A 22,435-nucleotide genomic window follows, 5' to 3' on the forward strand; every position below is an offset into this window, starting at 1 on the left:
CCGCGCCACTGCGCCCGCGGACCCGGCGAGGGTGCGGCCGTCCACGGCTCGGCGGGTCAGGAGGTGGGCGCCTGGCGCGTCGAGGGGGCCTGACCGCCGCCGGCCGGGCGCCGCGCCGCGGCGCTCAGGACCGCCTCGCGCAGGGCCCGCCGGCACAGGGCGTCGGCCCGGCGCGTGGTCTCCGGGAGCCGGAACCGCGGGGTCAGCGCGAGGGTGTGCGCCAGGGCGCCGGGCAGGCTCACCCGGTGGCCGACGGAGACGAAGACCGGTTTCACGCCGTCCCGGGTGCGCAGGGCGCGCCCGACCTCCTCCGCTCCCGCCATCAGCGGCGCGGACCCGCCGCGCGCCGGGCCGGGGTCGTCGTAGGTGAAGGTGAACGGGTTCTTGGCGACGCCGATGACCGGCAGGTCCGTGAGCACCCCGAGGTGGCTGGCCAGGCCGAAGCGGCGCGGGTGGGCCAGGCCGTAGCCGTCGCACACGACCAGGCCCGGCGGGCCGGGCAGCCGGTCCAGGGCGGCCAGCACGGCCGGGATCTCCCGGAAGGCGAGGAGCCCGGGCACGTAGGGGAAGGAGACCCGGCCGACGGCCGTCGCCTCCGCGATGACGTCCAGGGTGGCGGCGTCCAGCACCACGGCCGCCGCCGCGACCAGGTCCAGGTCGTCGTCGTAGGCGACGTCGACCCCGGTGACCCGGCCCGCCCCGGGCGGCGGTCCGGGCTCGTCGAGCACCACCCGGCCGCGCAGCTCGTCCTGGACCGCGCGGGCCTCTTCCTCCGTCGCGGGCCAGCCCGCGGGTACGCCGACGATCGTCACGCGGGTGACTGTACGGGTTCGCCGGTCACCGGCGGCGGGGCGGGGGTAGGGTCGCGATCATGTTCGTCCTTGAGCTGACCTACACCGCGCCCCTCGATGCCGTGGACGCCGTCCTGCCCGACCATGTGGCCTGGCTGGAGCGGCAGTACGAGGAGGGCCGGTTCCTGGCCTCCGGACGCAAGAACCCCCGCGACGGCGGGGTGATCCTGGCCGTCACGGGGGACCGCGCCGAGATCGAGGAGGTCGTGGCCACCGACCCGTTCGTCACCGCCGGGGTGTGCTCCTACCGCGTCATCGAGTTCCTCGCCACGAAGACGGCCCCCGAACTGGAGCGGCACCGGCAGACGCTCGGCTGAGCCGGCAGGTCATCCCTTCTTGCGGTCCAGCGCGCGCTGCAACTGCTCCTTGTTCATGTGCGAACGGCCTTCGATGCCGCGCTGCCTTGCCTCGTTGTACAACTGGTCGCGGGTCGGTCCGTGCGAGCCGACCCGGTTGCCGGACCGCTGACCGCCCCGCTTGCCGGACGACATGTCCTGGGTCGAAGTGCGGCTGGCGGTCTTGGACTCGCCGGAGCGGGCGCGTTCCTTGTTCACCGTCCGCGCGGCGATCTCCTTGGCGCGTCCGGTGCTCTCGCCCCGGTCCTGCGCGCTCTTCTTGATGTGCTCGTACTGACGCTCGCGCTTGGGGCTGGAACCGGCTGGCATGATCGCTCCTTTCCTTCGCGGCGGAGAACGGGTACCCGTCTTCCGCGCGCTCACGTCACCCGGCCGGCCGCCGTCTCACCGTTCCAGCCGTGCCACCCGGCCCTGTTCGCCGGCCGCCCAGCAGCTCCGGTCGGGGGCGCAGGCCACGGTGTCGTAGGAACCCGTGCCGATGGTCCGCCAGGTGTGACCGCCGTCGGTGGTCAGATCGGTGCCGGTCGGGCCGACGGCGAGCGCTTCTGTGCGGCTGTACGGCAGCCAGGCGGCGCCGGAGCGGTACCCGGGCGGCGGGGTGGTGGCGGGGCGCCAGGTCCGGCCGCCGTCGGCCGTGACCGCGGCGGACCTCGGTGAGGGCTGCCCGGCGCGGTAGTCGCCGCCGACCGCGACGCCGTGCGCGCGGTCACGGAAGGCGAGCGCGAAGACGCCCCTGGCCGGATCGCCCGCCGGGACGGGCGTGTCGGCGGCCGACCAGGTCAGGCCGCGGTCGGCGGAGTGCAGCACGCGCGCGTGCGGGCCGCCGCCGGTGGCCAGCCAGGCGTCCCGCGGGCCCGCGGTGACCAGGCACTGGCCGCTCGCGGCGAACCCGGCCTCACCGTCCCGCGCGGGCGGCATGCCCGCGGTGGGCAGCAGGCTCCAGGAGCGTCCGCCGTCGGCGGTGGACAGGACGCGGAACCTGCCGTCCACGGGGTCGCCGAGGGCGAGGCCGTGGCGGCCGTCGAAGAAGGCGAGGCAGTCGTAGAAGGCCCTCGGGTCGGTGTTGCGGAAGGACTCCGTCCAGGTCGTACCGCCGTCGTCGGTGCGGTAGACGCGCGAGGCCTCTCCCGCGCCGATGGCCAGCACCACGGCCCGCCGCGCGTCGAACGCCGTCACGTCCCGGAACTCCAGTCCGGCCGCGCCCGGCGGAGAGACGTCCCGCCAGCTCGCGCCGCCGTCCGTGGTCCGCAGTACCGTGCCGCCGGTGCCGGCCAGCCAGGCGGTGCGCCGGTCCACGGCGGCGAGACCGCGGAAGCGGACCTGGGGGGCGCCGGTGTCCCGAGGGGCCCACCGCGGGCTCGCCGACCCGGTGCGCCCCCGCTCCTGTTCCGGGCTCGCCGGCCCGGTACTCCCCCGCTCCGGGCCCGGTCTCCCCTGCCCCGGGGCCCCGGCCGCCGGAAGCGTCAGGGCGGCCAGTGCCGCCGCGCACGCCACCGCCGTCACCACCGGCCGGCTCGCCCGTCCCCCGCGTCGCGTGTTCCCCAAGCGCCTCATGGCGGGCGAAGCTAGCCCAGCCCCCCGGGCCCGTCCAGAGGACCCGGCGCCGCAGTACCGGGGGGCGGCGGCGGACCGCATCGGCCACGCCTTCCCGTGCATGAACGCGGTGACCGAGGTCACTCGGTCCGGGTGTGCACGCACCGGCCGTTTCCGTCGTCTCTTCCAGTGCCGGGTGTGGGCGCATCCGGGCGCAGTCCAGCCGTCACGAGGGAGCAAGGCGTTGTCCACCGTCATCGAGCAGCCCGTCGAGGCCCGTCTCGTCGCCGCCGCACCGCGCATGCCGAACATTCCCGCCACGCTGCGCTACGACCGGCGCGACCCGTTCGCCGTGCGCATGACCTTCCCGGCGCCGGCCACCCTGGAGGGCGTCGAGGTGTGCTGGACCTTCTCCCGTGAGCTGTTGACGGCCGGGCTGGAGGACCCCGCCGGCCAGGGTGACGTCCGGGTGCGGCCGTACGGGTACGACCGCACGGTGCTGGAGTTCCACGCCCCGGAGGGCACCGCGATCGTGCACGTGCGCTCGGGCGAGATACGGCGCTTCCTCCAGGCCGCCGACGAACTGGTCCCCGCCGGCCTGGAACACCTCCAGCTCGACCTCGACCACGGCCTCGCCGAGCTGATGCGGGACGCCTGCTGAACGGCACGCGCGCCTGAGGACCGGCCGGGGCGCCCCGAATTAATCGCGTTGACACCCCTTCCCCGCCACTCGTACGGTGTTCAGCGGTTCTGTTGCCGTCGATTGGAGAAGGACGTTGCTCGTCTGAGGTCCTGAGACACCGCGTCGCACCGGTGAGGTGTGCGCGGCGTACGACGACCTCGGCGTCCGAGCCGTCCCCCAGGCACAGGCCCCTCTTCCGCGGCCCTTCCCTGCCCGGCCCTTCGGTTTTCCGCCTCGCGGTGTCTCGATACGCGTCCATTCGAACGCCCACACCCTCGCGAGGCGCCCATGTCCGCTACCCCTGCTTTCCTCACCTGTACCTCCCTGTCCTTCGCCTGGCCCGACGGCACCGCCGTCTTCGACGGCCTCGACCTCGCGTTCGGCCCCGGCCGGACCGGGCTCGTCGGCGTCAACGGATCGGGCAAGTCCACCCTGCTCAAGCTGCTGGCCGGGGAACTCGCCCCGGCCGACGGCACCGTCAGGGCGGCCGGCGAGATCGGTTACCTCCCGCAGAACGTCACCCTGGACACCGCGCTCCGCGTCGACCAGGCCCTCGGGATCGCCGAGCGGCGGGCCGCCCTGCACGCCATCGAGGCGGGCGACGCCTCCGAGGAGCACTTCGAGACCCTCGGCGACGACTGGGACGTCGAGGAGCGCGCCCTGGCCACCCTCGGCGAACTCGGCCTCGGCCACATCGGCCTGGACCGGACCGTCGGCGAGGTGTCCGGCGGCGAGTCGGTGCTGCTGCGCCTCGCCGCGCTGCTGCTGCGCCGCCCCGACATCCTGCTGCTCGACGAACCCACCAACAACCTCGACCTGTACGCGCGCCGGCGGCTCTACCAGGCCGTCGCCGCCTGGCCGGGCGTCCTGGTCGTGGTCAGCCACGACCGGGAACTGCTCGACCTGGCCGACCAGATCGCGGACCTGCGGGCGGGCGAGGTCACCTGGTACGGCGGCAACTTCTCGGCCTACGAGGAGGCGCTGGCCGTCGAGCAGGAGGCGGCCGAGCGCATGGTGCGCGTCGCCGAGGCCGATGTGCGCAAGCAGAAGCGCGAACTGTCCGATGCCCAGCTGAAACTGGCCCGCCGCAAGCGCTACGGCCAGAAGATGTGGGACTCCAAGCGCGAGCCGAAGATCATCATGGGTGCGCGCAAACGCGCCGCCCAGGAGTCCGCCGGCAAGCACCGCATCCTGCACGAGGAGCGGCTCGCCGAAGCCAGGGAACGGCTGGACGAGGCGGTGGAGGCGGTACGGGACGACGACGAGATCCGCGTCGAACTGCCGTACACGGCCGTGCCGCCCGGCCGGCAGGTGCTCACCCTGGAGAACCTGGAAACGGTCTGCCACGCGCGCGTGCCGGGCATCCTCGACCTGCGCGGCCCGGAGCGGATCGCGCTCGTCGGCCGCAACGGCGCCGGCAAGACGACGCTGCTGCGGACCGTCGCCGGGCAGCTGGCGCCGCTGGCCGGCACCGTGACGGCGCACGTGCCGCTGCGGTTCCTGCCGCAGCGGCTGGACGTGCTGGACGACGACCTGTCGGTGGCCGAGAACGTGGCCCGGTTCGCGCCGGACGCCACCAACAACCGGATCCGGGCCCGGCTCGCCCGCTTCCTGTTCCGGGGCGCCCGGGCCGACCGGAAGGCGGCCACCCTCTCGGGCGGCGAGCGCTTCCGGGCGGCCCTGGCCGCGCTGCTGCTCGCCGAGCCCGCACCACAGCTGCTGCTGCTCGACGAGCCGACGAACAACCTGGACATGGCCAGCGTCCGGCAGCTGACCCAGGCCCTGGAGTCGTACGAGGGCGCGCTGCTCGTCGCGAGCCACGACCTGCCGTTCCTGGAGTCGGTCGGGATCACGCGCTGGCTGCTGATCGAGGGAGGGGAGCTGACGGAGACGACACCGGAGGCGCTGGCCGAACCGGCGTGAGAGACCGGCCGGGGTTTGGCCCTGGCCGGAGCGCGCTGCATGATGACGGACCGGCGCCGAGTGATCGGCGCCGGCCACCGCACCATCGCACCGACCGATACGAAAGGCCCGTCGTGCCCAGCAAGAAGGCCCTCGTCCGCCGCCCCAGCCCCCGCCTCGCCGACGGCCTGGTGACGCACATCGCGCGGCAGCAGGTCGACGTGGGGCTCGCCGTAAAGCAGTGGGAGGCCTATGTGGCGGCCCTGCGCGCGCACGGCTGGGAGACGATCGAGGTCGAACCGGCCGACGACTGCCCGGACTCGGTGTTCGTCGAGGACACCGTCGTCATGTTCCGGAACGTGGCGTTGATCACCCGTCCGGGTGCCGCCGCCCGGCGCGCGGAGACGGCCGGTGTCGAGGAGGCCGTGGCGAGCCTCGGCTGCTCGGTGAACTGGATATGGGATCCGGGCACGCTGGACGGCGGTGACGTCCTCAAGGTCGGCGACACCGTGTACGTCGGCCGCGGCGGGCGTACCAACGCGGCCGGTGTGCAGCAGCTGCGGGCGGCCTTCGAACCGCTGGGCGCCCGGGTGGTGGCCGTGCCGGTGAGCAAGGTGCTGCACCTGAAGTCGGCGGTGACCGCGCTGCCCGACGGCACGGTGATCGGGCACATCCCGCGGGTGGACCGGCCCTCGCTGTTCCCGGGGTTCCTGTCGGTGCCGGAGGAGTCCGGGGCGCACGTGGTGCTGCTGGGCGGCGGCAAGCTGCTGATGGCGGCGAGCGCGCCGCGGACCGCGGAGCTGCTGAGCGATCTCGGCCACGACGTGGTCACGGTCGACATCAGCGAGTTCGAGAAGCTGGAGGGCTGTGTGACCTGCCTCTCCGTGCGCCTGCGGGAGTTGTACGCCTGACCGGGTGACGCGCCCGTCCGACAGCCCCGGGACCTGCGGATCCCGGGGCTTTCCGGTCCGCGCGGCAGGCCGGCCGGCAAGGCTGATCAGGGGTTCTTTACCGCCGCCTTAACCTACGGCTTCGTAACCTACGGTTTCGTAGCCTACGATCACGTAGGAGTTCCCGGCACCGCTCGCCGGGTCGTTCCCCTTTCCCCGCCCTTGTCCGGCGTCCCCCTGGAGTTCCTGTGACGATCACTTCCCCTCACCTCGGCAGCCCGTCCGTCTGGACCGACGCGCGGCTTCTGTACGCACTGGAGGAAGTGGTCGAAAACGAACTGAACCGCCATCTGAAGGTCGCCAAGGACTGGATGCCGCACGAGTACGTGCCGTGGAGCGACGCCCGTAACTTCCCCGGTCTGTTCGAGGACGGGGAGGGCTGGGAGAAAGGCCAGTCGAAGGTGACGGAGGTCGGCCGTATCGCCCTCGTGGTCAACCTGCTCACCGAGGACAACCTGCCCAGCTACCACCACGAGATCGCCACACTGTTCGGCCGGGACGGCGCCTGGGGCACCTGGGTGCACCGCTGGACCGCCGAGGAGGGCCGGCACGGCATCGTGATGCGCGACTATCTGCTGGCCTCGCGCGCGGTGGACCCGGACCAGCTGGAGCGCTTCCGGATGGCGCACATGAGCGAGGGCTTCGAGTCCGACAACCGGCACTCGATGCTGCACTCGATCGCCTACGTCGCCTTCCAGGAGCTGGCCACGCGGATCTCGCACCGCAACACCGGCCACCAGTCCGGGGACCCGGTCTGCGACCGCATGCTGGCCCGCATCGCGACCGACGAGAACCTGCACATGGTGTTCTACCGCAACCTGCTCAAGGCCGCCTTCGAGCTCGCCCCCGACCTGACCATGCGGGCGGTCCGGGACGTCGTGGTGAACTTCCGCATGCCCGGCCACGGCATTCCCGGCTTCGAGCGGGCCGCCGCGCAGATGGCGATCGGCGAGGTGTACAACCTGCGTATCCACCACGACGACGTGCTGCAGCCGGTGCTGCGCTTCCTGAGGGTCATGGAGATCGACGGCCTCGGTCCCGAGGGGCTGCGGGCGCAGGAGGAGCTCGGCCTGTTCCTCGGCGGCCTGGACGCGGAGGCGTCGAAGTTCGACGAGAAGCTCGCCGCGCGCAAGGCCCGTATGGTGGCGCGCGCCGGGGGCTGACACCCCGCACTCGGGCCGGGCCGCCGACGGGTCGGCGGGCGGTGCGCCGGATGCCGAGAACCAGCGGGCGGTGCGCCGCAGGGCGTGGGTCAGCGGGCGGTGCGTCGCAGGGCTAGGCGTTCCTTCTCCGACAGGCCGCCCCAGACGCCGAACCGCTCGTCGTGGGCGAGCGCGTACTGCAGGCAGGCCGGGCGCAGCTCGCACATGGCGCAGATGCGCTTCGCCTCGCGCACCGAGCTGCCGGGCTCGGGGAAGAAGAAGTCCGGCCCGGTCTGTGCGCACAGGGCCTGCGCCTGCCAGGTGTCGTCGGCCGGGGTGATGGTGTCGGAATGCATGGCCAGGAGCCTGCCCCAGGCAGAAAAACGTTCGATCAACGTCGGCTCAACGGCGGGCCCGGGGCCGCCGGCCGCCCCGATGATGCCCTCTCGCTCCCGGGGCGCGCACGGCGGCGCGCGGGACCGGTGTGAAAAGCCGGGTAGCCCCGGGAAGTGCGTGCGCGTGCGGTGCTCCGGCGGCGATTGTCAGTGGCCGGTGCCAGACTCGGCAGTGCACAGAACGGGACCCTTGCGAGGAGGGCCGAGATGCTCACGACCCGTTTCGTCACCGGCGCGCCCGACTGGATCGACGTGACGAGCCCCGACATCGAGGCTGCCGCCGCCTTCTACGGCGCCCTGTTCGGCTGGCGGTTCCATGCGGCGGAGCCGGACGCCGGCGGTTACGGCGTCTTCCGGTTGGCCGGCCGGACCGTGGCGGGAGGCGCGCGGGCCGCTCCCGGGCAGGGGCCGCCGGGCTGGACGGTGTACTTCCGCAGCGAGGACCTGCGAGCCACCGCGGACGCGGCCGAAGAGGCGCACGGCAGCGTGCTGGTGCGGCCGGCGGACGGGCGGGAGCGGGGCCGGTGCGCGGTGCTCGCCGACCGGGCCGGCGCGCCGTTCGGGATCCGGCAGGCGGGCCCGGCCGAGGGCATGGAGGCGGCGGGCGAGCCGGGCGCGCTGTGCTGGGTCGAGCTGTACACGCCGGACATCGCGGCGGCCGCCGCGTTCTATCGCCGGGTGCTCGGCCTGGAGACGTCCGGGGTGCCCTTCCCGGGCGGGACCTATACCTGTGTCAATCCGGACGGCGGCGGTGAGGAGGCGATGTTCGGCGGGCTGGTGGCGACGGCCGGTGATCCCGCTCGGGCGCGGTCCGGTGCGTACTGGCTGCCGTACTTCGAGGTGGCGGACACGGACGCCGTCGTCGACCGGGCCCGGCGGCTCGGCGGGGCGGTCCGCGGACCCGCGACGACCGTACCGGGGGTGGGGCGGATGGCAGGACTCGCCGATCCGTACGGGGCCCGGTTCGCGGTGATCAGACCCGAGCCGCCCGCCGGCTGACCGCCGACGGCTCAGGCGGAGGCGCGGCGGATCAGGGTCGTCGGCAGGATCACGCCCTTGCCCCGCACGGCCGGCGCGCCGGCCGTCGTGCGCTCCCGGTCCCGGCCGCCGGACAGGCCCTCCAGCAGCAGCCGGGCCATCAGCCGGCCCATCTCCTCGATGTCCTGACGCACCGTCGTCAACGGCGGATCGGTCTGCTCGGCGACCGGCGCCATGTCGTCGAAGCCGGCCACGGCCACGTCCTCGGGGACCCGTTTGCCGCTCTCGCGCAGCACCCGCAGCGCACCGAGCGCGGTCAGGTCGTTGGCGGCGAACACGGCGTCCACGTCCGGGCAGCGTCCCAGGAGTTCCCGCATGGCGCGCTCACCGCCGGCCGGGGTGAAATCGCCCTCCACGACCAGCCGGGGATCGTACCCGCCGGGCACGTCGGCGAGCGCGTCGCGGTAGCCGTCGAGCCGGTCCACCGCCGAGGTCTGGTCCAGGGCGCCGGTGAGGTGGGCGACACGCCGGCGGCCGAGCCCCAGCAGATGTCGTACCGCAGCACGGGCCCCGCCCCGGTTGTCGCAGTCGACGTACACCACGCCGGGGCCCCCCGCCCCGGTGTCCGGGTCCCCGTGGGGGCGTCCGCCGAACACGGTGGGCACGCCGGCGTCCCGGATGAGGCCGGGCAGCGGGTCGTCCAGGTGCAGGGAGAAGACGAGCGCGCCGTCGACATGGCCGCCGGCGAGATAGCGGGCCACGCGCGCGTGGTCGGCGCGGCCCTCGGTGAGCAGCAGCACCAGCTGGCTGTCGTGCACGGCCAGCTCCTTGCCGATGCCGCGCAGCTGCAGCGCGAAGAAGGGGTCGGCGAAGACCCGGCTCTCGGGCTCGGCGACGACGACCGCGACGGCGTCGTGGCGTCGGGTCACCAGGCTGCGCGCCGCCTGGTTGGGGACGTAGCCCAGCTCCTCCACGGCCCGCCGGACCCGCTCGGCCAGGGGTGCGCGGACCCCGTCGCCGCCGTTGACCACCCGGGACACGGTGGCCCTGGACACCCCGGCCCGCGCGGCCACGGCCTCAAGGGTGGGACGCGAGACGGCCTCGGTCACTTCGGGACACCCCCTCTTCGGCGGCCGGCACTCAGGATAGCCGCGGGGCGCCGCCCGGCCGGTGCCGTGCTCCGCCCGGGCCGGGCCCTCGGCCCGGCGGCCCGGCCGTCACCCCGGCGCCCCGGCACCCCGCTGCCCGGAACGCGTGTCGGGCGGGCGCGAGGTCCTGGCCGTCATGACGAGGGGCGGCGGGCCCGGCTCGGCTGGACGCGGGTGGGCTCGCCGGGCATCTTCGGGTACTCCGGCGGGTACGGCAGGTCGCCCAGGCCGTGGTCGTGTTCGTCCCGCCGGGCCAGCTCCAGCAGCGCGTCCAGGGAGTAGGCGTGGTCGTCCATGTCGGCGTGCACGTCGCCGAGTTCGGCGAACCGGGCGGGCATGGTGGCGAGGTCGAAGTCGCGGGGCTGGGCGACGCCGACCTCCTCCCAGCGCAGGGGCGCCGAGACGGGGGCGTGCGGGCGGGAGCGTACCGAATAGGCGGAGGCGATCGTGCGGTCCCGTGCCGTCTGGTTGTAGTCGAGGAAGATGCGGCGCCCGCGTTCCTCCTTCCACCACTTGATGGTGACGTGCTCGGGCACCCGGCGTTCCATCTCCCGGCCGACCGCGATCGCCGCGCGGCGCACCTGGGTGAAGGTCCAGCGGGGCTCGATGGGGACGAAGACGTGCAGGCCCCGGCCGCCGGAGGTCTTCGGCCAGCCGCGCAGTCCGCCGAACTCCTCCAGCACCGCGCGCAGTTCGTGGGCGGCGCGGGCCGCGTCGTCGTAGTCGGTGCCGGGCTGCGGGTCGAGGTCGATACGGAGTTCGTCGGGGTGGTCGACGTCGGTGGCGCGGACCGGCCAGGGGTGGAAGGTGAGGGTGCCGTACTGGGCGGCCCACACCACGGCGGCCTCCTCGGTGGGGCACATCTCGTCGGCGCTGCGCCCGCTGGGGAAGGTGATGTGGGCGGTCGGGATCCAGTCGGGCATGCCTTTGGGGGCCCGCTTCTGGTAGAACCACTCGCCGCCGACGCCGTCCGGGTAGCGTTCCAGGGTGGTGGGGCGCTCGCGCAGGGCGCGCAGGATGCCGGGGGCGACCGAGGCGTAGTAGCGGGCGAGGTCCAGCTTGGTGAAGCCCCGCTCCGGGAAGAACACCTTGTCCGGGCTGGACAGCCGTACGGTCCGGCCGCCCACCTCCAGTTCCACCGCATCACCCATGCGGCCACCGTAGGCGCACCCCGCATACCTCGCATACCGGGCGAAGCCGTATGCATGCGAGCAGAATCGAAGGCATGGATCTGCCCGTCATGCCGCCCGTGAAGCCGATGCTCGCCAAGTCGGTGGCGAAGATCCCGCCGGGCATGCGCTACGAGGCGAAGTGGGACGGCTTCCGGTCGATCGTGTTCCGTGACGGGGCCGAGGTCGAGCTGGGCAGCCGCACCGGCAAGCCGTTGACCAGGTATTTCCCCGAGCTGGTCGAGGCACTGAAGGAGCGGGTGCCGAAGCGGTGCGTACTGGACGGGGAGATCGTGATCGCGCGCGGCGGGCGGCTGGACTTCGACGCGCTGACCGAGCGCATCCATCCGGCCGCCTCCCGGGTACGGATGCTGGCCGAGAAGAACCCGGCCTCCTTCGTCGCCTTCGACCTGCTGGCCCTGGACGACCACGCCCTGCTCGACGTGCCCCTGACCGACCGCCGCGCCCTGCTGGACCGGGCCCTGGCGGACGCGGCCCCGCCGGTGCATCTGGCGCCCTCGACGACCGACATCGAGGTGGCCCGGCAGTGGTTCGAGCAGTTCGAGGGCGCCGGACTGGACGGGGTCGTCGCCAAACCGCCGAACCTGCGCTATCTCCAGGACGAGCGGGCCATGTTCAAGGTCAAACACGAGCGGACGGCGGACGTCGTCGTCGCCGGGTACCGCCTCCACAAGAGCGGCCCGGTGGTGGGCTCGCTGCTGCTGGGCCTCTACGACGAGCGGGGCCGGCTCCAGCACGTCGGCGTGTCGGCCGCGTTCTCCATGAAGAGGCGCGCCGAACTGGTCGAGGAGCTTGAGCCGCTGCGGATGGACGACGTCCGGGGGCACCCCTGGGCCGCCTGGACGGACGAGGCCGCGCACGAGACGGCCCGGCTGCCGGGCGCACCGAGCCGCTGGTCCGGTAAGAAGGACCTGTCCTGGGTGCCGCTGCGGCCGGAGCGGGTGGCCGAGGTGGCCTACGACCACATGGAGAACGGGCAGCGTTTCCGGCACACGGCCCGCTTCCGCCGCTGGCGCCCGGACCGTACGCCGGAGAGCTGCACGTACGCCCAGCTGGAGGAGCCGGTGCGCTACGACCTGGCGGAGGTGCTCGGCGAGAAGGACCCCGGCCCCGGCTGAGCGGGACCCGGCCGAGCGGCCGCGGCCGGTACGCGCTGCGGGCCGGTCCGGTTCGCAGCGCGGCGGGTCCGGCCGGGGCTACGGCCGCATCCGACCGGGCTACGGCTGCATGAGGACCTTGACGGCGCCGTCCTGCTTGCGCTGGAACATCTCGTAGGCGTGCGGCGCCTCCGCCAGCGGCAGCCGGTGCGTGGCAAAGTCGTCCACGCCGAGCGGGTCGTCGTCCGTGAGGTAGGGAAGGATCTGGTCGGTCCAGCGGCGGACGTTGGCCTGGCCCATGCGGAGCTGGATCTGCTTGTCGAACAGGGTGAGCATCGGCATCGGGTCGGCCATGCCGCCGTAGACGCCGCTCAGCGAGATCGTGCCGCCGCGGCGGACCAGGTCGATCGCCATGTACAGGGCGCCGAGCCGGTCGATGCTGAAGCGTTCGGCGAGCGGGCCGCTGAGCTTGCGCGGCATCATCGCGGTCGCCGTCTGGGCGAGCTTGGCGGCGGCGCTGCCGTGCGCCTCGGTGCCCACCGCGTCGATCACGGCGTCCGGGCCCCGCCCGCCGGTCGCCTCCCGGATCGCGTGGACCAGTGCCTTCTCGTCGTCGAACGCCCTGAGGTCGTACGTCTCGACGCCGCGCCGCTGCGCCCGGGCCAGCCGCTCGGGCACCAGGTCCACCCCGAAGACCCGTTCCGCGCCGTGGACCCTGGCGATCCGGCAGGCCATGTCGCCGATCGGGCCGAGGCCGAGCACCGCGAGGGTGCCGCCGGGCGGGACGGCGGCGTACTCGACGGCCTGCCATGCGGTGGGCAGCACGTCGGAGAGGTAGACGAACCGGTCGTCCGGCGGGCCCTCGGGAACCTTGATCGGGCCGAACTGCGCCTGCGGAACCCGGAGATACTCGGCCTGGCCACCGGGCACGGCGCCGTACAGGCGTGTGTAGCCGAACAGGGCGGCGCCCATGCCCTCGCCGGTGACCTGGGTCGTCTCGCACTGGGTGGGCAGGCCCGTGTCGCACATGAAGCAGTGCCCGCAGGCGATCTGGAAGGGCACCACGACCCGGTCGCCGGGGCGCAGCCCGGGCACTTCCGGGCCGACCTCCTCCACGATGCCCATGGGTTCGTGACCGAGGATGTCGCCCGGGGTCATGAACGGGGTGAGCACCTCGTACAGGTGCAGGTCGGAGCCGCACAGTCCGGTGGACGTCACGCGGATGACGGCGTCCGTGGGTTCCTCGATCCGCGGGTCCGGCACGTCCTCGACCCGGACGTCGCGCTTGCCCTGCCAGGTGACTGCCTTCATCGGTCGCACTCCCTAGGTCACGTTCGGCCTCGTCCGTGTGCGGTGGCGGCCGGGTACCCGGGCGGGCCGGGGCCGAACCCGGTACCGAGAGGGCGGCGGCGAGGCGGTCGGCGTGGCCCGGTCAGCCCTGGGCGGCCAGTGGCTCGGCGGGACCGCGCCGGCTCTCGGCCGGGTTGCGCAGGCCCTCGGCCGCGTCGGCGACCCGGCGGATCAGGTCGAAGAACACGGTCTGCTCGTCGGCGGACAGCGGGGCGAGGAAGACCTGGTTCATCCGGGCGGTGCGGACGGACAGCTTGCGGTGGGTGCGCGCGCCCTCGTCGGTGAGGCGGAGCAGGAAACGCCGGCCGTCCTGCGGATCGCGCACCTTGTGCAGCAGTCCGCGACGGTCGAGGCGGCTGATCACCTCGGCGATGGTGGACCGGTCGAGGCCCACCCGCTCCCCCACGGTCCGCTGGTCGAGCCCGGGTTCGGCGACGAGCGCGTTCATGACCGCGAACTGCGGCGAGGTGATCTCCTCAGAGACCATCGTGTTCCACAGCAGGTAGTGCGCCTGCTGCAGCCGCCGGGCGAGGTGTCCGGGATGGGTGGTGAGGTCCACCGCGGCCATGTGCGCTCCCCTGATCGATTCGTTGGTGCACTGAACGATACCCGGCCACCAACCGGCTGTCCTGTACTGAGACCGCCGGAAAATCCAGGTCTTGACGGCCTTCGACTCTGGTGGCAGCGTGAGCGGCACCTCACGAAATACTCAGTGCCCTGACTATCTGGGTACCGGAGAGACGGAGCTACACGGATGGACAAGGTGGTGGCCACCGCCGGCGAGGCGGTGGCCGATGTGCCGGAGGGCGCGTCGCTCGCCGTCGGCGGGTTCGGGCTCAGCGGTGTGCCGAACGTGCTGATCCAGGCGCTGCACGAGCGCGGTGTCGGCGGGCTGAAGGTGGTGTCGAACAACTGCGGCGCGATGGAGTCCGGGCTGGCGGTGCTGCTGGCGGCGGGCCGGATCACCCGGGTGACCGGCTCGTACATCGGCGGCAACAAGGAGTTCGCCCGCCAGTATCTAGCCGGTGAGCTGGAGCTGGAGCTGATCCCGCAGGGCACGCTGGCCGAACGGCTGCGCGCGGGCGGCGCCGGCATCCCCGCCTTCTACACCCCGGCCGGCGTCGGCACCCAGGTCGCCGAGGGCGGACTGCCCTGGCGCTACGACGGCTCGGGCGGGGTCGCGCTGGCCTCGCCGCCAAAGGAGGTGCGGGAGTTCGACGGCGTGGAGTACGTGCTGGAGCGGGGCATCCGCACCGACTTCGCGCTGGTCCGGGCCGCGCGCGGGGACCGGCACGGAAATCTGGTGTTCCGCAGGTCGGCGCGGAACTTCAACCCGCTGGCCGCGATGGCCGGCCGGATCACGATCGCCGAGGTGGAGGAGTTGGTCGAGCCCGGCGCGCTCGATCCGGACGCGGTGCACGTGCCGGGCGTCTTCGTGCAGCGGGTGGTGCCGCTCACCCGGGAACAGGCGGCGGACAAGCGGATCGAGTTCCGGACGGTGAGCGGCTGATGGCCTGGACACGCGAGGAGATGGCCGCCCGCGCGGCCCGTGAACTGCGGGACGGCCAGTACGTGAACCTGGGGATCGGTCTGCCGACGCTGATCCCGAACCATCTCCCCGAGGGGGTCGAGGTGGTGCTGGAGTCGGAGAACGGCATCCTGGGCACCGGCCCGTATCCCACGGAGGACCAGGTCGACCCCGATCTGGTCAACGCGGGCAAGGAGACCGTGACGGTGCTGCCGGGGGCGTCCTTCTTCGACTCGGCGCTGTCCTTCGCGATGATCCGGGGCGGGCATATCGACGTGGCCGTTCTCGGCGCGATGCAGGTGTCGGCCCGGGGCGACCTGGCCAACTGGGCGGTGCCCGGGAAGCTGGTCACCGGGATCGGGGGCGCGATGGACCTGGTGCACGGTGCCCGGCAGGTGATCGTGGTGATGACGCACACCGCGAAGGACGGCTCGGCGAAGATCCTCAAGGAGTGCACGCTGCCGTTGACAGGCAAGGGGTGTGTGAACCGAGTCATCACGGATCTGGCGGTGCTGGACGTCACCGAGGAGGGGCTGACGCTGACGGAGACCGCGCCGGGTGTGAGCGTGGACGAGGTCATCGCCAGGACGGACGCCGAACTGAGCATTGCGGAGGGGCTGTTGTGAACCGCGTTCACACCGCCGCCGCGACCTGCGGTGCTGTGAACTCCGCTCACACTGCCGCGGCCTCCGGCACCGTGAACCCCGCTCACACAGCCGTGGCCTCCGGCGATGTGAACCGCGTTCACACCGTTCACCTCGCTCACCCCGCCGTGAGCCTCGTCGCCGTGAACCCCGCTCACACCGCCGCGCCTCTTCGCGCCGCCGTCACCCCCGCCGGCCCCGTTGACTCCGCTCGCCCCGTCGTCCCCGCCCCCGCTCACACCACAGAGGCGCCCACCCCGTGAACTCCGCTCACACCCCGAAGCCCGTATACATAGTCGACGCCGTCCGCACCCCGTTCGGCCGCTACAACGGCGCCCTGGCCGCCGTCCGTCCCGACGACCTGGCCGCCCACACCCTCCGCGCGCTGCTCGCCCGCACCCCGGAGCTGGATCCCGCGCGGATCGACGACGTCTACCTCGGCAACGCCAACGGCGCCGGCGAGGAGAACCGTAACGTCGCCCGTATGGCCGCCCTGCTCGCCGGGCTGCCGACCTCCGTGCCCGGCGTGACCGTGAACCGGCTGTGCGCCTCCGGCCTGGAGGCGGTGATCCAGGCGGCCCGTGCCATCGCCCTGGGTGACGCGTCCCTCGCCGTGGCGGGCGGGGTGGAGTCCATGACCCGGGCGCCGTATGTCCTGCCGAAGCCGGACGGCCCGTTCCCGGCCGCCCACACCGAGTTGTTCTCGACCACGCTCGGCTGGCGCATGGTCAACCCGCGGATGGACCCCGAGTGGACCATCCCGCTGGGCGAGAGCGCCGAAAGAATCGCCGACAAGCACGGCATCGGTCGCGAGCGGCAGGACGAGTTCGCCCTGGACTCCCACCGCAAGGCCGCAACGGCGCGGGAACAGGGGCTGTTCGACGCCGAGTTGACGTCGGTCCCGGTGCCGCGGCGCAAGGGCGAGCCGGTGGGCTTCACCGCCGACGAGTGCGTACGGCCGGACGCCTCCCTCGCCGCCATGGCGAAGCTCGAGCCCGCCTTCCGCGCCGAAGGCGGCACGGTCACCGCGGGCAACGCCTCTCCCCTCAACGACGGCGCGGCGGCCCTGCTCCTCGCCGACGAGGAGGGGCTGCGGGCCACCGGCCGGGAGCCGCTGGCCCGGATCAGCGCGACCGGCCTGTCCGCCATCGACCCGCAGTACTTCGGGCTGGCGCCGGTGGAGGCCGTCAACCGGGCCCTCGCCAAGGCCGGCAAGGGCTTCGGCGATCTGTCCGTCCTGGAGCTGAACGAGGCGTTCGCCGCGCAGGTGCTCGGCTGCCTCGCCGAATGGCCGGAGTTCGACCCGGCCCTCCTCAACCCGCAGGGCGGCGCCATCGCGCTCGGCCACCCGCTCGGCGCCTCCGGGGCCCGGCTCGCCGGGACCGTCGCCCACCAGCTCGCCCGCCGCGGCTCCGGCACCGGCGTGGCCACCCTCTGCATCGGCGTGGGCCAGGGCCTCGCCCTCGTCCTCGAACGATAAGGAAGCGTCAGGTACCACCATGGCTCTCACCCAGCAGGACATCGACCAGGAGATGGCCGCCGAGCGCCTCGCGTACGGCAAGCGCCTCGCCGACGGCGCGCCCGTCGAGCACCATCCGCGCCGCGACTACGCGCCGTACCGGTCCTCGGTACTGCGCCATCCGAAACAGCCCCTGGTGGCGATCGACACGCGCCAGGACCCGGAGCTGGTGGAACTGCGCTCCCCCGCCTTCGGGGAGCGGGACGTCACCGAGATCGACAACGATCTCACCCGGCAGCACACCGGGGAGCCCATCGGCGAGCGCATCACCGTCTCCGGGCGGCTGCTGGACCGCGACGGGCGTCCGGTGCGCGGTCAGCTGATCGAGATCTGGCAGGCCAACTCGGCCGGCCGCTACGCCCATCGGCGCGAGCAGCACGACGCGCCGCTGGACCCGAACTTCACCGGTGTCGGCCGCACCCTCACCGACGCCGGGGGCCGCTACGACTTCACCACCATCCAGCCGGGCCCCTACCCCTGGCGCAACCACGTGAACGCCTGGCGCCCGGCCCACATCCACTTCTCGGTGTTCGGCACGGCGTTCACCCAGCGGCTGGTGACCCAGATGTACTTCCCGAACGACCCGCTGTTCCCCTACGACCCGATCCTGCAGTCCGTGACGGACGACGCGGCCCGGCAGCGGCTGGTCGCCACCTACGACCACGGCCTGTCGGTGCCCGAGTTCTCCCTGGGCTACCGCTGGGACATCGTGCTGGACGGCCCGGCCGCCACCTGGATCGAAGAAGGACGCTGACCGCCATGACGCTCATCGACCCGGGCAGTCCGGAGCAGGTGCCGCCCACCCCGTCCCACACGGTCGGCCCGTTCTACGGTTACGCGCTGCCGTTCCGCGGCGGCGAGGAGATCGCCCCGCCCGGTCATCCGGACACCGTCACCGTGCACGGGTACGTCCTCGACGGCGCGGGTGATCCGCTGCCCGACGCGCTGCTCGAAGTGTGGGGCCCGCGGCCCGACGGCACGGTGCCGCGGGTGGACGGCTCGCTGCGGCGGGACCCGGCCACGGGCGGCTTCCTGGGCCGCAACGGGGTGGAGTTCACCGGCTGGGGGCGGATCCAGACGGATGCGAACGGCCACTGGTACGCGCGGACGCTGCGCCCCGGCGCACGCGGGCGCAACTCTCCGTACCTCAGTGTCTGCGTCTTCGCGCGGGGCCTGCTCGTGCACCTGTTCACCCGTGTCTACCTGCCGGGCGACGAAGCCGCCCTGGCCGCCGACCCGCTGCTCACCCGGGTGGGCGACCGGCGGGACACGCTGATCGCGGATGACGAGGGGAACGGCACCTACCGTTTCGACATCCGCCTTCAGGGCGAGGGCGAGACGGTCTTCCTGGAGTTTTCGTGACATCCGAGTTCCCTTCCTGCGCCGACACCGGTCTGCTGGCCCCCGGGCGGGGGCCGGCGGGCGCCGTGTCCGAGACGGGCGACCCCGCGTATCTGCGGGCGCTGCTCGATGCCGAGGCCGCGCTGACCCGGGCGCAGGCCGCGCTGGGGCTGGCCCCGGCCGGGGCCGCGGCGGCGGTGACCGAGGCGGCCGACCCGGCCCGGTTCGACCTGGGTTCCCTGGCGGCCCGGGCCGCCGGCGGCGGCAACCCGGTGATCCCGCTGGCCGCCGACCTGACCGCGGCGGTCGGCGCCGAGTACGGTCCTTATGTCCACCGGGGCGCCACCAGCCAGGACATCATGGACACGGCGACGATGCTGGTCGCCGTGCGCGCCCTCGGCCCGGTCCTGGCCGATCTCGGGCGTGCCGAGCGGGCGCTGGGCCGCCTCGCGGCCGGGCACCGGGACACCGTGCTGCCGGGCCGGACGCTCACCCAGCACGCGGTGCCGACCACGTTCGGGCTGAAGGCGGCCGGCTGGCGCGCGCTGGTGCTGGACGCGCGCGACCGCCTCACCCGGGTACGCGACTCGCTCCCCGTCCAGCTCGGCGGCGCCGCCGGCACGCTGGCGGCCTTCCAGGCGTACGGCGCCCCGGACCCGGCCGTCCTGACGGAGGCGTACGCCCGTGAAGTCGGGCTGGCCGCACCGGCGTTGCCCTGGCACACGCTGCGCACGCCGATCGCGGACCTGGCCGGGTGCCTGGCCTTCACGGCGGGCGCGCTGGGCAAGCTCGCCGTGGACGTACTGACGTTGTCGCGCACCGAGACCGGCGAGGTGAGCGAGGGCAGCGGCGGCGGTTCGTCCGCCATGCCGCACAAGGCGAACCCGGTGCGCTCCACGCTGCTGGCGGCCGCCGCCCGGCGCGCTCCCCAGCTCGCGGCGACGCTGTACGGCTGTCTGGCCGCCGAGGACGAGCGGCCGGCCGGTGCCTGGCACGCCGAGTGGGAGCCGCTGCGCGATCTGCTCCGGCTGGTGGGCGGCGCGGCCGGGCACGCGGCGGAGCTGGCCGAAGGACTGCGCGTGCACCCGGAGGTGATGCGCCGCAACCTCGGCCGTACCCGGGGACTGATCGTCTCCGAGCGGCTGGCCGCCGTCCTCACGCCCGTCCTCGGCCGGGCCCGGGCCAAGGAGCTGCTGACCGAACTGGCCGGCCGCGCCCACGCCGAGGACCGCCCGCTGCGCGAACTCCTGGCCGAACAGCCGGAGCTGGCGGGCCTCGACCTGGACGAGGCGACCGACCCCGCCCGGTACACCGGTTTCGCCGGGCCCCTCACCGACCGTGCTCTGGAGCGACGTTGACCGTGACCCTCCTCAACCACCGTGCGGAAGGCCCCGCTTCCGCGCCGCCGCTGCTGCTCGGGCCCTCGCTCGGCACCTCGCTGGCCCTGTGGGACCAGGTGGCGCCCGAACTGTCCGCCGCCCACCGGGTGGTCCGCTGGGACCTGCCGGGGCACGGCGGTTCGGCGGCGGACCTGATCGGAGCGGGCGCGACCGTCGGCGACCTGGCCGCGCTGGTGCTGGCGCTCGCCGACGCCCTCGGCGTCGACCGGTTCGCCTACGCGGGCGTGTCCCTGGGCGGCGCGGTCGGCCTGCACCTGGCCGTCCACCATCCCGAGCGGCTGACCTCGCTGGCCCTCGTGTGCTCCTCGGCCCACTTCGGCGGGGCGGCGCCCTGGCGGGAGCGGGCGGAGCGGGTGCGCCGGGAGGGCCTGGAGTGGCTGGCGGCGAGCGCCGACGCGCGCTGGTTCACGCCCGGGTTCAGCGTGCCGGAACTGGTCCGGGACCACCGGAGGGCCGACCCGGAGGCGTACGCCGCCTGCTGCGACGCGCTCGCCGCGTTCGACCTGCGCGACCGGCTCGCCGACATCACCGTACCGACGCTGCTGGTGGCCGGGCGGGAGGATCCCGCGACCCCGCCCGCGCATCTGCGGGAGATCGCGGACGCGGTGCCCGGGGCGGCGCTGGTGGAGCTGCCCGGGGCTTCCCATCTGGCCCCGGCGCAGGTCCCCCGGGCGGTGCTGGCGGCGCTGCGCACCCACCTCGACGGGCCGTCGGCGAGCGGGCTGGCGGTGCGCCGGGAGGTGCTGGGCGACGCCCACGTGGACCGCGCGCAGGCCCGGCAGACCCCGTTCACCGCCCGCTTCCAGGACTTCATCTCCCGCTACGCGTGGGGGGAGATCTGGACCGACCCGACGCTGTCGCGCCGCGAGCGCAGCATGATCACACTGACCGCGCTGGTCGCGTACGGCCACTACGACGAGTTGGCGATGCATGTCCGGGCGGCGCGGCGCAACGGGCTGACGCCGGAGGAGATCGGCGCGGTGCTGTTGCAGACGGCCGTGTACTGCGGGGTGCCGGCCGCCAACTCGGCGTTCGCGACGGCCCAGCGGGTGCTCGCCGAGGAGGAGGCGGGCTGACGGGCGGCGGGGTCGTGGCCCGTGGGACCCCGTCGCGGCCGGTGCGCGAGGCGGCGGGGTGCCCGGCAGCGGCGGCTGCTTCTACGGCACCCGTCCCGCGCGGGCGCACGAGGCCGCCTACGGCCCGCGGGTACGGCAGCGGCCGGCGGCGGTCGCCGGGCGCTTGCCGGAGGGCTGGTCCGGGCCCGGCTCAGCGCGGTCCCCGCCCGCTCTCCAGTGCCTCCTGGGCCCGGTGGGCCAGTCCGTCGGCGCCGCAGAGGCGGGCGAGGTCCAGGCCCCGGGTGAGGTCGGCGGCCGAGCCGGCGGCGATGCCGTACTCGATGCGGGCCGCCGCGTGTTCGTACTGGCAGGGCGAGGCCTCCAGGTAGGCCACGGCGCGGGCGGCGAGCCGTACCGCGCGCTGGCCCGTCTCCAGCGCGGCGGCGCAGCGCAGGGCCTCGCCGATGGCGGTGTCCGTGCCGAACCGCTCGGCCTGTTTGCGGGCGTCGGCGGCGAGCTGGGCGGCGCGGGCCGGGTCCGTCCCGGCGAGGGCCCGGGCGAGGTCGACGGACCAGGGCGCGAGGACCGGGTTGTGGCCGCCGCGGGAGGCGGCGGTCTTCTCGGCGGCCTCCAGTTCGCCGACGCCTTCCGCGGTGCGGCCGACGGCGAGCAGCAGCCGGCCGCGCACGGAGCGGATGTCGGGCAGCACGATGGTGGACGGGTACGGCGGTGCGAAGCCGTACTGCTCGGCGACCGACCAGGCCTGCGCCACCCGGCCGCGGGCCAGCAGGGTGTCGACCAGTCCGCAGGTGGCCGACCAGTACAACGGCAGGCGGCGGCCGACGCGTTCGGCGAGCCGCACGGCCTCGCGCAGGGTGGTCTCGGCATCGCGCAGCCGGCCCTGTCTGCGGTAGGCGAGCCCGAGGAAGGCGTTGGCCAGGGAGAGGTGGACGCCGCGCCAGCCGGCCGAGGTGTAGACGCGCCGGGCCTCGGAGAACAGGCTCTCCGCGCGGTCGAGTCGGTCGGCGTAGGCGTACGCGCTGCCGAGCATCATCAGCAGTTCCATGCCCCATTCGGGGTCGGTCCAGCCGAGGCCGGGCGCGAGGCGGCCGTTGACGAGGGCGCGGTCGCACAGGTCGACGACCGCGTCGGCGCTCTCGCCGTGGGTCATGGCGTCGAAGGCGCGCAGGATCAGCAGGGCGCGTTCGGCGTTGTCGCGGCCGGTGCAGGTGCTCGCGAGGTCGGCGAGGCGCCGGGAGCGGGCCGGGGCGGCGGTCTCGCCGTGGATGCCCTCCCACATGAACTGGAACGCCTGCAGCCGCAGTCGCACCGGTCCGGCCGCGTGCCGGGCGGCCTCGGCCTCGACGGTGCGGA

At 73.9% G+C, this 22,435-nt stretch carries 23 protein-coding genes; 14 read left to right on the forward strand and 9 right to left on the reverse strand.

All coding sequences use genetic code 11. The annotated features are described in order from the left end of the window. Positions 1 to 56: 56 nt before the first annotated feature. The gene (locus ABD350_RS05590; protein ID WP_344346624.1) at positions 57 to 812 is read right to left on the reverse strand and encodes an endonuclease V; all 756 of its coding nucleotides are present in this window, start codon (positions 810 to 812) and stop codon (positions 57 to 59) included. A 59-nt stretch (positions 813 to 871) separates the two neighbouring features. Here ABD350_RS05590 and ABD350_RS05595 point away from each other — a divergent pair, with 59 nt between their 5' ends. Further along, positions 872 to 1,168, forward strand: a complete 297-nt coding sequence (locus ABD350_RS05595) for a YciI family protein (RefSeq protein ID WP_344346625.1) — start codon at positions 872 to 874, stop codon at positions 1,166 to 1,168. Between the two features lie 9 nt (positions 1,169 to 1,177). On the opposite strand, the gene ABD350_RS05600 is transcribed toward ABD350_RS05595, so the two are convergent. Further along, positions 1,178 to 1,516, reverse strand: a complete 339-nt coding sequence (locus ABD350_RS05600) for a hypothetical protein (protein WP_030618251.1) — start codon at positions 1,514 to 1,516, stop codon at positions 1,178 to 1,180. 75 nt (positions 1,517 to 1,591) lie between these two features. Beyond that, the gene (locus ABD350_RS05605; RefSeq protein ID WP_344346626.1) at positions 1,592 to 2,761 is read right to left on the reverse strand and encodes a WD40/YVTN/BNR-like repeat-containing protein; all 1,170 of its coding nucleotides are present in this window, start codon (positions 2,759 to 2,761) and stop codon (positions 1,592 to 1,594) included. 223 nt (positions 2,762 to 2,984) lie between these two features. Here ABD350_RS05605 and ssgD point away from each other — a divergent pair, with 223 nt between their 5' ends. The 4 genes from ssgD to ABD350_RS05625 all read left to right on the forward strand — a co-directional run bounded on the left by ssgD (position 2,985) and on the right by ABD350_RS05625 (position 7,437). After that, positions 2,985 to 3,401 (forward strand): spore wall synthesis regulator SsgD, encoded by a 417-nt coding sequence (gene ssgD, locus ABD350_RS05610; protein WP_344346627.1) that lies wholly within the window; start codon positions 2,985 to 2,987, stop codon positions 3,399 to 3,401. Between the two features lie 309 nt (positions 3,402 to 3,710). Further along, positions 3,711 to 5,345: an ABC-F family ATP-binding cassette domain-containing protein gene (locus ABD350_RS05615; RefSeq protein ID WP_344346628.1), complete on the forward strand. Its 1,635-nt coding sequence runs from the start codon at positions 3,711 to 3,713 to the stop codon at positions 5,343 to 5,345. Positions 5,346 to 5,458: 113 nt separating this feature from the next. After that, the gene (gene ddaH / locus ABD350_RS05620; RefSeq protein WP_344346629.1) at positions 5,459 to 6,235 is read left to right on the forward strand and encodes a dimethylargininase; all 777 of its coding nucleotides are present in this window, start codon (positions 5,459 to 5,461) and stop codon (positions 6,233 to 6,235) included. A 227-nt stretch (positions 6,236 to 6,462) separates the two neighbouring features. Further along, positions 6,463 to 7,437 carry an acyl-ACP desaturase gene (locus ABD350_RS05625; protein WP_344346630.1) on the forward strand — a complete coding sequence of 325 codons (975 nt, stop codon included), beginning with the start codon at positions 6,463 to 6,465 and terminating at the stop codon, positions 7,435 to 7,437. An 89-nt stretch (positions 7,438 to 7,526) separates the two neighbouring features. Here the strand turns inward: ABD350_RS05625 and ABD350_RS05630 are convergent, their stop codons facing one another. After that, complete coding sequence (locus ABD350_RS05630) at positions 7,527 to 7,772, reverse strand: WhiB family transcriptional regulator (RefSeq protein WP_344346631.1); 246 nt, start codon at positions 7,770 to 7,772, stop codon at positions 7,527 to 7,529. 246 nt (positions 7,773 to 8,018) lie between these two features. Between ABD350_RS05630 and ABD350_RS05635 the strand changes: the two genes are divergently transcribed. Next, the gene (locus ABD350_RS05635) at positions 8,019 to 8,810 is read left to right on the forward strand and encodes a VOC family protein (RefSeq protein WP_344346632.1); all 792 of its coding nucleotides are present in this window, start codon (positions 8,019 to 8,021) and stop codon (positions 8,808 to 8,810) included. Positions 8,811 to 8,821: 11 nt separating this feature from the next. Here the strand turns inward: ABD350_RS05635 and ABD350_RS05640 are convergent, their stop codons facing one another. Together ABD350_RS05640 and ligD are read right to left on the reverse strand one after the other, a co-directional pair. Continuing rightward, on the reverse strand, positions 8,822 to 9,898 hold the full coding sequence (locus ABD350_RS05640; RefSeq protein WP_344346633.1) for a LacI family DNA-binding transcriptional regulator: 1,077 nt from the start codon (positions 9,896 to 9,898) through the stop codon (positions 8,822 to 8,824). A gap of 173 nt (positions 9,899 to 10,071) precedes the next feature. Next, on the reverse strand, positions 10,072 to 11,088 hold the full coding sequence (gene ligD / locus ABD350_RS05645) for a non-homologous end-joining DNA ligase (protein ID WP_344346634.1): 1,017 nt from the start codon (positions 11,086 to 11,088) through the stop codon (positions 10,072 to 10,074). A 74-nt stretch (positions 11,089 to 11,162) separates the two neighbouring features. Between ligD and ABD350_RS05650 the strand changes: the two genes are divergently transcribed. Then, positions 11,163 to 12,245: an ATP-dependent DNA ligase gene (locus tag ABD350_RS05650; protein WP_344346635.1), complete on the forward strand. Its 1,083-nt coding sequence runs from the start codon at positions 11,163 to 11,165 to the stop codon at positions 12,243 to 12,245. A 99-nt stretch (positions 12,246 to 12,344) separates the two neighbouring features. Here ABD350_RS05650 and ABD350_RS05655 read toward each other — a convergent pair whose 3' ends face one another. Together ABD350_RS05655 and ABD350_RS05660 are read right to left on the reverse strand one after the other, a co-directional pair. Continuing rightward, positions 12,345 to 13,535: a zinc-dependent alcohol dehydrogenase gene (locus ABD350_RS05655; RefSeq protein WP_344346636.1), complete on the reverse strand. Its 1,191-nt coding sequence runs from the start codon at positions 13,533 to 13,535 to the stop codon at positions 12,345 to 12,347. A 121-nt stretch (positions 13,536 to 13,656) separates the two neighbouring features. Then, complete coding sequence (locus ABD350_RS05660; protein WP_344346637.1) at positions 13,657 to 14,142, reverse strand: MarR family winged helix-turn-helix transcriptional regulator; 486 nt, start codon at positions 14,140 to 14,142, stop codon at positions 13,657 to 13,659. 186 nt (positions 14,143 to 14,328) lie between these two features. Between ABD350_RS05660 and ABD350_RS05665 the strand changes: the two genes are divergently transcribed. The 7 genes from ABD350_RS05665 to pcaDC all read left to right on the forward strand — a co-directional run bounded on the left by ABD350_RS05665 (position 14,329) and on the right by pcaDC (position 21,082). Beyond that, a complete protein-coding gene (locus tag ABD350_RS05665) occupies positions 14,329 to 15,084 on the forward strand; it encodes a CoA transferase subunit A (protein WP_344346638.1) in 756 nt (251 codons plus the stop codon). Beyond that, entirely contained in the window at positions 15,084 to 15,728 is a 645-nt protein-coding gene (locus ABD350_RS05670; RefSeq protein WP_344346639.1) for a CoA transferase subunit B, read from the forward strand. Before ABD350_RS05665 ends, ABD350_RS05670 begins: the two co-directional genes overlap by 1 nt. Positions 15,729 to 16,005: 277 nt before the next feature. Then, positions 16,006 to 17,226 carry a thiolase family protein gene (locus ABD350_RS05675; RefSeq protein ID WP_344346641.1) on the forward strand — a complete coding sequence of 407 codons (1,221 nt, stop codon included), beginning with the start codon at positions 16,006 to 16,008 and terminating at the stop codon, positions 17,224 to 17,226. A 19-nt stretch (positions 17,227 to 17,245) separates the two neighbouring features. After that, positions 17,246 to 18,019 carry a protocatechuate 3,4-dioxygenase subunit beta gene (pcaH, locus tag ABD350_RS05680; protein ID WP_344346642.1) on the forward strand — a complete coding sequence of 258 codons (774 nt, stop codon included), beginning with the start codon at positions 17,246 to 17,248 and terminating at the stop codon, positions 18,017 to 18,019. Between the two features lie 5 nt (positions 18,020 to 18,024). Continuing rightward, on the forward strand, positions 18,025 to 18,627 hold the full coding sequence (pcaG, locus tag ABD350_RS05685; protein ID WP_344346643.1) for a protocatechuate 3,4-dioxygenase subunit alpha: 603 nt from the start codon (positions 18,025 to 18,027) through the stop codon (positions 18,625 to 18,627). Further along, on the forward strand, positions 18,624 to 19,964 hold the full coding sequence (gene pcaB / locus ABD350_RS05690; protein ID WP_344346644.1) for a 3-carboxy-cis,cis-muconate cycloisomerase: 1,341 nt from the start codon (positions 18,624 to 18,626) through the stop codon (positions 19,962 to 19,964). The genes pcaG and pcaB overlap by 4 nt, the downstream gene beginning before the upstream one ends. Next, entirely contained in the window at positions 19,961 to 21,082 is a 1,122-nt protein-coding gene (pcaDC, locus tag ABD350_RS05695; RefSeq protein WP_344346645.1) for a bifunctional 3-oxoadipate enol-lactonase/4-carboxymuconolactone decarboxylase PcaDC, read from the forward strand. Before pcaB ends, pcaDC begins: the two co-directional genes overlap by 4 nt. Positions 21,083 to 21,272: 190 nt before the next feature. Here pcaDC and ABD350_RS05700 read toward each other — a convergent pair. Next, positions 21,273 to 22,435: tetratricopeptide repeat protein (locus ABD350_RS05700; protein ID WP_344346646.1), on the reverse strand; the 1,163-nt coding region annotated here is incomplete at its 5' end.

The sequence above is a fragment of the Streptomyces nogalater genome, assembly GCF_039532885.1.
In the GTDB taxonomy this organism is placed as follows: domain Bacteria; phylum Actinomycetota; class Actinomycetes; order Streptomycetales; family Streptomycetaceae; genus Streptomyces; species Streptomyces nogalater.

Excerpts from the sequence above, each read along its gene's own strand:
- ABD350_RS05650 (WP_344346635.1), top strand. The coding sequence starts at position 11,163 with ATGGATCTGCCCGTCATGCCGCCCGTGAAGCCGATGCTCGCCAAGTCG.
- ligD (WP_344346634.1), bottom strand. The coding sequence starts at position 11,088 with ATGGGTGATGCGGTGGAACTGGAGGTGGGCGGCCGGACCGTACGGCTG.
- ABD350_RS05635 (WP_344346632.1), top strand. The coding sequence starts at position 8,019 with ATGCTCACGACCCGTTTCGTCACCGGCGCGCCCGACTGGATCGACGTG.
- pcaG (WP_344346643.1), top strand. The coding sequence starts at position 18,025 with ATGACGCTCATCGACCCGGGCAGTCCGGAGCAGGTGCCGCCCACCCCG.
- ABD350_RS05600 (WP_030618251.1), bottom strand. The coding sequence starts at position 1,516 with ATGCCAGCCGGTTCCAGCCCCAAGCGCGAGCGTCAGTACGAGCACATC.
- ABD350_RS05605 (WP_344346626.1), bottom strand. The coding sequence starts at position 2,761 with ATGAGGCGCTTGGGGAACACGCGACGCGGGGGACGGGCGAGCCGGCCG.
- ABD350_RS05660 (WP_344346637.1), bottom strand. The coding sequence starts at position 14,142 with ATGGCCGCGGTGGACCTCACCACCCATCCCGGACACCTCGCCCGGCGG.
- ABD350_RS05615 (WP_344346628.1), top strand. The coding sequence starts at position 3,711 with ATGTCCGCTACCCCTGCTTTCCTCACCTGTACCTCCCTGTCCTTCGCC.
- ABD350_RS05665 (WP_344346638.1), top strand. The coding sequence starts at position 14,329 with ATGGACAAGGTGGTGGCCACCGCCGGCGAGGCGGTGGCCGATGTGCCG.
- pcaH (WP_344346642.1), top strand. The coding sequence starts at position 17,246 with ATGGCTCTCACCCAGCAGGACATCGACCAGGAGATGGCCGCCGAGCGC.
- ABD350_RS05655 (WP_344346636.1), bottom strand. The coding sequence starts at position 13,535 with ATGAAGGCAGTCACCTGGCAGGGCAAGCGCGACGTCCGGGTCGAGGAC.
- ABD350_RS05630 (WP_344346631.1), bottom strand. The coding sequence starts at position 7,772 with ATGCATTCCGACACCATCACCCCGGCCGACGACACCTGGCAGGCGCAG.
- ABD350_RS05595 (WP_344346625.1), top strand. The coding sequence starts at position 872 with ATGTTCGTCCTTGAGCTGACCTACACCGCGCCCCTCGATGCCGTGGAC.
- ABD350_RS05670 (WP_344346639.1), top strand. The coding sequence starts at position 15,084 with ATGGCCTGGACACGCGAGGAGATGGCCGCCCGCGCGGCCCGTGAACTG.